Source organism: Burkholderia sp. LK4 (assembly GCF_001043615.1).
Taxonomy (GTDB): domain Bacteria; phylum Pseudomonadota; class Gammaproteobacteria; order Burkholderiales; family Burkholderiaceae; genus Burkholderia; species Burkholderia cepacia.
In genome coordinates this window covers 20,015-27,290 of the sequence record NZ_LDUL01000123.1, presented here as the reverse complement: position 1 = coordinate 27,290, position 7,276 = coordinate 20,015, and the positions used below count along the sequence as shown (strand labels likewise).

At 65.0% G+C, this 7,276-nt stretch carries 8 protein-coding genes, 1 tRNA gene and 1 riboswitch; all 9 genes read right to left on the bottom strand.

The annotated features are described in order from the left end of the window. Positions 1–418: 418 nt before the first annotated feature. The 9 genes from VK92_RS38135 to VK92_RS38095 all read right to left on the bottom strand — a co-directional run bounded on the left by VK92_RS38135 (position 419) and on the right by VK92_RS38095 (position 6,976). Positions 419–495, bottom strand: a tRNA-Lys gene (locus tag VK92_RS38135). Positions 496–603: 108 nt separating this feature from the next. Beyond that, a complete protein-coding gene (gene ybgF / locus VK92_RS38130) occupies positions 604–1,353 on the bottom strand; it encodes a tol-pal system protein YbgF (protein ID WP_048026691.1) in 750 nt (249 codons plus the stop codon). Between the two features lie 19 nt (positions 1,354–1,372). After that, positions 1,373–1,885 (bottom strand): peptidoglycan-associated lipoprotein Pal, encoded by a 513-nt coding sequence (gene pal / locus VK92_RS38125; RefSeq protein WP_021157174.1) that lies wholly within the window; start codon positions 1,883–1,885, stop codon positions 1,373–1,375. Between the two features lie 17 nt (positions 1,886–1,902). Next, the gene (gene tolB / locus VK92_RS38120; protein ID WP_027788267.1) at positions 1,903–3,198 is read right to left on the bottom strand and encodes a Tol-Pal system beta propeller repeat protein TolB; all 1,296 of its coding nucleotides are present in this window, start codon (positions 3,196–3,198) and stop codon (positions 1,903–1,905) included. A 109-nt stretch (positions 3,199–3,307) separates the two neighbouring features. Next, complete coding sequence (tolA, locus tag VK92_RS38115; RefSeq protein ID WP_021157172.1) at positions 3,308–4,378, bottom strand: cell envelope integrity protein TolA; 1,071 nt, start codon at positions 4,376–4,378, stop codon at positions 3,308–3,310. Further along, the gene (gene tolR / locus VK92_RS38110) at positions 4,375–4,824 is read right to left on the bottom strand and encodes a protein TolR (RefSeq protein WP_011351075.1); all 450 of its coding nucleotides are present in this window, start codon (positions 4,822–4,824) and stop codon (positions 4,375–4,377) included. The genes tolA and tolR overlap by 4 nt, the downstream gene beginning before the upstream one ends. A 10-nt stretch (positions 4,825–4,834) precedes the next feature. Next, entirely contained in the window at positions 4,835–5,512 is a 678-nt protein-coding gene (gene tolQ / locus VK92_RS38105; protein ID WP_021157170.1) for a protein TolQ, read from the bottom strand. 130 nt (positions 5,513–5,642) lie between these two features. After that, on the bottom strand, positions 5,643–6,128 hold the full coding sequence (ybgC, locus tag VK92_RS38100; RefSeq protein WP_027788265.1) for a tol-pal system-associated acyl-CoA thioesterase: 486 nt from the start codon (positions 6,126–6,128) through the stop codon (positions 5,643–5,645). Between the two features lie 101 nt (positions 6,129–6,229). Continuing rightward, positions 6,230–6,976: an SDR family NAD(P)-dependent oxidoreductase gene (locus VK92_RS38095; protein WP_021157168.1), complete on the bottom strand. Its 747-nt coding sequence runs from the start codon at positions 6,974–6,976 to the stop codon at positions 6,230–6,232. 180 nt (positions 6,977–7,156) lie between these two features. Continuing rightward, positions 7,157–7,257, top strand: a riboswitch (ZMP/ZTP riboswitch). Positions 7,258–7,276: the final 19 nt, after the last annotated feature.

Below are 7,276 nucleotides of genomic sequence, written 5' to 3'. Positions count from 1 at the left end.
GACAAAATCTATGCAGAGTGAACGGATTGGCCTGCAACAACGGTGGCAAGTCTCGGCATCCACGTTACGGACGGCGTCGGGATATCCCGGCCAAACCCCTATTAGCGATCACCAGCCACCCACCAGGCCCGGTGACAACATCCCCCGGATCATGCGGGAATCATGCGGGGCCTGGCTGGCCAAGGCCCCGATTATCGGGGCGTGAAGATAGTGGCGGTGCACGCTGCCGCGCGACGTCGTGCTGCGCGACGGTAGCGATAGCGTCTCGCGGGAAAACGGATCGAGTCCGAAAGGAGGCCGGGATCAGATGCGTGCGTATTCAATCGAAAGCGGGAAGTCGTATTTCGATCCGACACGGATGCGACAGACGCAAAAAAGCCTCCGCTTGGGAGGCTTTATTTGCACTATCAAAGATAGTTGGTAGGGTGGGAGGGACTCGAACCCTCGACTCTCTGATTAAAAGTCAGATACTCTAACCAACTGAGTTACCACCCCACGTTCTTGAAACCTGTCGGTTCGTTGCTTCAATAACTTTGGCAACGACCCAAAGAGCAAAAAATTATAGCGACGGATTATTGGACTGTCAACAACCCGCCGCGATAATTATTTGATCGTTTCAAGCTTGCCCTGCGCCGTCTGTGCAGCATTCGACCCGGCGTACTGCGAAACGACCTGCTCGAACGTCTTCCTCGCGGCCGCCTTCTGGCCTTGCTCGAGCTGGTTCGTGCCGATCGCCACGAGGGCATCGGCCGCGCGCGGGTGCTGCGGGAACTTGCTGACGATCCCTTGCCACGTCGCAGTCGAACCGCGGTAGTCGCGCAGTGCGTATTGCGCATTACCGTACCAGTACTGCGCGGTCGGCTGGTAGGGGCTCTGCGGATACTTCGCGATGAACGCGCGGAACGAAGCCGCGGCCGCCTTGAAGTTGCCGTTGCGGAACTGCTGTTGCGCCGCATTGAGCGCATCCGTTTCACCCGGCTGCACGGTGCCTTCGACACCATCGATCGTCGCCTGCTGCGGCTCGAACTTCTTGAGCCGCGTGTCGAGATCCTGGTAGTACTCCTTCTGCTGCCGTTCGAGCGTCGTCAGCCGGTTCGTCAGATCCTCGTTCTCGCCGCGCAGCGTCGCGACCTGCTGGTTCAGCTGGTCGAGACGGCCGGATTGATCGAGGATCGTACGCTGGGCGGCCGACAACTGGCTGGCCAGGTTGTCGGTCTTGGTGCGCAGATCGAGCACGGCGCGGCGCGCTTCGTTGTCGTCGAACACGCCGGCGTGCGCCGGCGCGACCGACCACGCCGCGCCCGCGACGCAGAATGCTGCGGCAACGCGCAGCAGGGATACACGGTGCGTCATACGGCGATTCTTCCGTTACTTACTGTTGGTAGACGAGGTCGGCGCGACGGTTCTGCGCCCACGATGCTTCGTCGTGACCCGTTGCCTGCGGCTTTTCCTTGCCGAGGCTCACGGCTTCCATCTGCGAATCGTTCACGCCGAGCAGTGCCATCGCACGGCGGACGGCTTCCGCACGCTTCTGGCCCAGCGCGAGGTTGTACTCGCTCGTGCCGCGTTCGTCGGTGTTGCCCTGGATCAGCACGTGGCGCTGCGGGTGGCTCTTCAGGTACTGGGCGTGCTGCTGCATCAGCGACTGGTAGTCGTCCTTGACCGAATAGCTGTCGAAGTCGAAGTAGATGCTGCGCTTCGCGAGCGGGCTGTTCGGGTCGTTCAGCGGATCGACGTTCACTTGCGCGACGTTGTCGGCGCTCGGCTGCGTGCTGACCGCACCCGCGTTGTTGGCCTTGTCGTCGAGCTTCACGCCCGACTTGCACGCTGCGAGCGCGCTGATCATCATCACGGCCAGGGCCAGACGAGCTTTATTCGACATCATGGTTACTCTCCTTGTGGTCATTGCATGAAGGGCCCCCACGACGGCTCACGTACGGAGCCGCCCTGGACGGACAGGATTTGCGGCGGCGCGCTGCCGTCGGAGGGCACTGCTGCCAGAACATTGCGACCACCCGACTGGGTAGCGTACAGAAGGTACTGGCCGTTTGCCGCGAAGCTCGGCGATTCGTCGCGATTCGTATTCGTGATGGCGTTCGCCGCGCCCGATTGCAGATCCTGAACGTACAGCTTGAAGCCCCCGCCCGTGCGGGAGATGTAAGCGAGCAGCTTGCCGTCCGGGCTGATACGCGGACTCGTGTTGTAGCTGCCGGTGAAGGTCACGCGCTGCGCGGCGCCGGCGCTCTCGCCCTGCGCGGGCATCCGGTAGATCTGCGGCGCACCGCCGCGATCGCTCGTGAAGTAGATCCAGCGGCCGTCCGGCGAGTAGAACGGCTCGGTGTCGATCGAGCTGCTCTGCGTGAGGCGGCGCAGGCCGCCGCCCGTCGAATTGACCGAATAGATTTGCGTATTGCCCGTCAGCGACAGCGCGACGGCCAGCGTGTTGCTGTCCGGCGACCATGCCGGTGCGCTGTTGTTGCCCTTCTGGTCGGAGACGATGTAGCGGCGGCCGGTCGGCAGGTCGTGAATGTAGACGATCGGCTTCTTGCGCTCGAACGACACGTACGCGACCTTCGTGCCGCTCGGCGACCACGACGGCGAGATGATCGGCTCGGTGCTCGACAGCGCGATGCGCGCGTTCTGGCCGTCCGAATCCGAGATCTGCAACTGGTAGCGGTTACCGGTCTTGATCACGTACGACAGGCGCGTGGCGAACACGCCGCGCACGCCGAGCAGCTTCTGGTAGATGTAGTCGGCGATCTTGTGGCCGGCCGTGCGCAGCGTGGTGTCGGTGGCCGTCAGCGACAGGCCGCCGAGGCTTTGCTGCTTCACGGTGTCGTACAGGATGAAGTTGACCTTGTACTGGCCGTTCGCCTCGCGGTTCACGCTGCCGGCGACGAACGCATTGGCGCCCTTGGCCTTCCATGCGCCGAGATCGACCGATGCGGTCTCCGGCACGGGCGTGCTGCCTGCGTCGATGTTGGTGAATTTGCCGCTGCGGGCGAGGTCGGCGCGGACGATCGACGTGACCTGCTGCGGCAGGTTCGCCTCGTTCGCGAAATTCGCGGTGGCGATGGGGAACTGGGTCGACCCGACACCGGTGATCAGCACGTTGACCTGGGCGTTAGCGGCGCTGCCCGCCGTAATCAGACACGAGGCCACGAGTGCCCTGAAACCTAGCTTTGTCATCAAACTCATGCTTCTTGCTTCCCGTATGGCTTGGATCGCTGCGCAACGGCAGAGACAGTAAAAATACCCGATTCGTTCCCGTCCGACAGCGACGCCCGGAGTGTAAGCGCATTTCGTTTCACTCCGCCGCCTTGAAGGTAATCGTAATGTCAGACGGGGTACGACCGTTAGAATCGGGCGGCAACGGGACCGATGCGTGGATCGCATTGACCACGGCTTGATCCCACCCCGAATTCCCGCTGGAGCGGGAGACCGATGCGCTCAATACGTCACCGGACGGCGTGCACCGAATCTTGACGACGGTGGTCAGGCCTGCCCGCTCGCCGCCCCAAACGATGTTCGGCTTGACGCGGCGGCGCACCTTGTCGGCATAGCCGGGCGTCGCGGCATTGCCGCCGGAACCCGTACCGGTGCCGCTTTTCGCGAGGCCTTCGCCGCCGCCTTCACCGGCGCCGGACAGGCCCTGCATCTGCGCGAGACGCGCGCTGCGCTCGCGGTCGAGCTTCGCGTTCGCCGCCGCATTGGCCTTCGCGCGTGCCGTGGCTTCGGCCTTCGCCTTGGCCTGGGCTTCCGCCTTTGCCTTCGCGGCCGCGTCGGCTTTCGCCTTCGCCGCCTGCTGCGCTTCGAGCTGCGCCTGCTTCTGCTGCTGGAGTTTCTGCTGTTCGAGCTTCTGCTGCTCAAGCTTCTGCTGCTCGGCGAGCTGCTGTTGCCTGAGCTTGTCGGCCTGTTTCTGCCGGTCGCGTTCCGCGGCCTTTTGCGCGGCGAGTGCGGCTGCCTGCTGCGCGGCAAGCTGCGCGCGCCGGGCTTCCTCTTCCTGTTGCGCCTTCAACTGCTGTGCGCGGCGCTGCTGCTCGAGCAGCGCTTCACGCGCGGCCGCTTCCTGCTGCCGCTTCTTCTGCTGCAGCGCGATGTCGGCCTGCTCGTCGCGCACGGGGGGAGCGGGGGGCGCGACCTTCGCGGGCGGCGCGGGCGTGACGACGGGCCGCGGTGCGGGCACGTCGGGCACCTCGGTCCACAGCTCGGCTTCGGCGCCCGCCGGCGTGCTGTTCTGCCACTGCACGCCGTGATAGAGGAACAGCGCGAGCAGCACGTGCATCAGCGCGGCGAGCGCGAATGCGCGCCAGGTACCGCGCTCGCGGGGAGGCTGAGGCGGGTAGGCGGAGCTGCGCGTGGATTGCTGCCGGTTCATTGCGATTTGACGAGGAGGCCGACGCGCTTGACGCCGCGCGCCTTCAGATCGGACATCACGGTCATGACTGCATCGTACTGCACGGTCTTGTCGGCCGCGATCACGACCGGCTGGTCGGGATGGTCGGCCTGCCGGGCCACGATGAAGCTGTCGAGCTCGGCCTTCGTCATCGTGTCTTCCTGGGTCGCGCCCGAGTCGCCCTTGTACTTGACGCTCATCGTGCGATCGGCCTTGATGTTGACGACGACGGGCGGCGTCTGCTCCTGCGGCGCGGCGTTGCCGACGGTCGGCAGGTTGATGATCGACGGGGCGACGAGCGGTGCGGTGACCATGAAGATCACGAGCAGCACCAGCATCACGTCGATGTACGGCACGACGTTGATGTCGGCCATTGCACGGCGCGAGCGGCCGCCGCGCATGCTGGATCGGATGGGGCTTCCTGCCATGGCGCGCTCCTTACTGGGCCTGACGCTGCAGGATGTTCGAGAACTCTTCGATGAAGGTCTCGAAGCGGATCGCGAGGCGGTCGATGTCGTGCGCGTAGCGGTTGTACGCGACCACGGCCGGAATCGCGGCGAACAGGCCGATCGCGGTGGCGACGAGCGCCTCGGCGATGCCTGGCGCGACGTTCGCGAGTGTGGCCTGCTGCACGTTCGCGAGGCCGCGGAACGAGTTCATGATCCCCCAGACCGTGCCGAACAGGCCGATGTACGGGCTGACCGAGCCGACCGACGCGAGGAACGCGAGGTTCGCTTCGAGCACGTCCATCTCACGCTGGAACGACGCGCGCATCGCGCGGCGTGCGCCGTCGAGCACGAGGCCCGGATCGCTGATGCGCTTTTCCTTCGCCTTCAGGAACTCGCGCATGCCCGATTCGAAGATCCGCTCGAGCGCGCCGATCGTGTGGCGGTTGTTGGCTGCGCTCTGGTACAGCGCCTGCAGGTCGCCGCCCGACCAGAAATCCTTCTCGAAGCGTTCGGTCTGCGCGCGTGCGCGGCGGATCGCGAACCACTTGCGGAAGATGAAGGTCCACGACATCAGCGACAGCAGCAGCAGCAGCCCCATCACGGCCTGGGCCAGCACGCTCGCGTTGAGGACGAGGGAAATGATCGACAGGTCTTGAGAAGTGTTCATAGAGGTTTGAGTAACGTCCCTTCGGGGCGCCCGGTATGCGTGCGGCGCGGCGCGCCGGCCTTGCCTGGCGCCGAACCTTGCTTAGTATCGAATCAGAAAGGCAAGTTCATAGGCTGTGTCTAAACGGCGCTCATGCGAGCTTCGTTGACAGTGCAGTCTGCCCGTCGTCGATGACGGGCCCGCGTTCCAGCGCGTCGAGCACGGCCGGCGGGATCGCCGCGGGCCGGATGCCGGTACGGTCGACGCAACCGAGGCGGATGTGCCCGGCCACGAGCAGCGTGTCTCCACACCAGGCTTCCTGCGTGAACTCCACCGATGCGCGGCCGATGCGTCCGGGCCGGCTCGTGATCGCCAGGGTGTCGTCGAGTCGCGCCGGTGCGCGGTAGTCGAGCGACGTGCTGCGGACGACGAAGATCGCACCGGTCTCGTCGGCGAGCCGACGCTGGTCGATGCCGCAGGCGCGCAGCCACTCGGTGCGGGCGCGTTCGAAGAACTTCAGGTAGTTGGCATAGAAGACGATGCCGCCTGCGTCGGTATCCTCGTAGTACACGCGCACCGGCCAGATGAAGCCGGAGGGCGCTTCCGGGGAGCGGGTAGGCTGGGTCATGGCGCGCATTCTACCGGAAGGCAGGAGCCTGATTCGTAACCGATTCGTAACGGAATGTAGTATGCGGTAGCACACTGCTGGCCGGCCCGAAGGGGCCGGCCAGCGGGGCTTCAGCCGCGGTGGACGGTCGGGCCGCCGGGTGCTTGCGCGATCGGCATCAGCTCGATCGTGTTGACGTTGACATGCGCGGGGCGCGTCGCGATCCAGTAGATCGTGTCGGCGATGTCCTCGGGCATGAGCGGCTGGACGTTGTTGTAGACGTTCGCCGCTTTTTCGTTGTCGCCGCGATAACGGACGTTCGAGAATTCGGTGCCGCCGCACAGGCCGGGCTCGATGTCGGTGACGCGCAACGGCGTGCCGAGCAGGTCGGCGCGCAGGTTCAGGCTGAATTGTCTGACGAAAGCCTTGGTCGCCCCGTAGACGTTTCCGCCTGCATAAGGGTACGAACCCGCGACCGAGCCGAGATTGAAGATATGGCCGCGGCCGCGCTCGATCATGCCGGGCAGCAGCGCGTGCGTGACCGTGACGAGGCCCGTGCAGTTCGTGTCGATCATCGTGTGCCATTCGTCGAGGCTGGCCTTCTGGGCCGGCTCGACGCCGAGCGCGAGGCCGGCGTTGTTGACGAGCACGTCGAGCGCCGCGAATTCGGCGGGAAGGGCGGCCGGCACGGCCTCGACGGCCGCGCGATCGCGTACGTCGAGCTCGAGCGGCAGAAGGGAATCGCCGAGTTCGGCGGCGAGCGCATCGAGACGATCCTTGCGACGCGCGGTCGCGACGACGCGGTGGCCTCCGTTGACAAAGGCACGGGCGATGGCGGCGCCGAAGCCGGCGGACGCGCCTGTGACGAACACGATCATTGCTGCTCCTGGTCGAAGACAAAATAGCGGGTGATATCCCGCAAGCCTACTGAGAATGCCGCACCGCGGCAAGGCGGCAAAGCGTTCCGGCACGGGCGCGTAGAGTCTGGCCCCAATTGCTTCGGGCGCACCGCCGTGCGGTTGCCTATTCATGACGCATCCAATACACTAACGCGCTCATCACCCCTGCGTGACTGGCGATAGAACCCTTCGGGTTCAAGGTGGAGCATCCCACCGTGAAGCGCGGGGCGCCGTTTTTGCCGTTCGCCTGGGCAGCCGTTGTGCGCCGTCGCGTGCATT

Excerpts from the sequence above, each read along its gene's own strand:
- tolB (WP_027788267.1), bottom strand. The coding sequence starts at position 3,198 with ATGAGTTTGATGACAAAGCTAGGTTTCAGGGCACTCGTGGCCTCGTGT.
- tolA (WP_021157172.1), bottom strand. The coding sequence starts at position 4,378 with ATGAACCGGCAGCAATCCACGCGCAGCTCCGCCTACCCGCCTCAGCCT.
- VK92_RS38095 (WP_021157168.1), bottom strand. The coding sequence starts at position 6,976 with ATGATCGTGTTCGTCACAGGCGCGTCCGCCGGCTTCGGCGCCGCCATC.
- tolQ (WP_021157170.1), bottom strand. The coding sequence starts at position 5,512 with ATGAACACTTCTCAAGACCTGTCGATCATTTCCCTCGTCCTCAACGCG.
- pal (WP_021157174.1), bottom strand. The coding sequence starts at position 1,885 with ATGATGTCGAATAAAGCTCGTCTGGCCCTGGCCGTGATGATGATCAGC.
- ybgC (WP_027788265.1), bottom strand. The coding sequence starts at position 6,128 with ATGCGCGCCATGACCCAGCCTACCCGCTCCCCGGAAGCGCCCTCCGGC.
- tolR (WP_011351075.1), bottom strand. The coding sequence starts at position 4,824 with ATGGCAGGAAGCCCCATCCGATCCAGCATGCGCGGCGGCCGCTCGCGC.
- ybgF (WP_048026691.1), bottom strand. The coding sequence starts at position 1,353 with ATGACGCACCGTGTATCCCTGCTGCGCGTTGCCGCAGCATTCTGCGTC.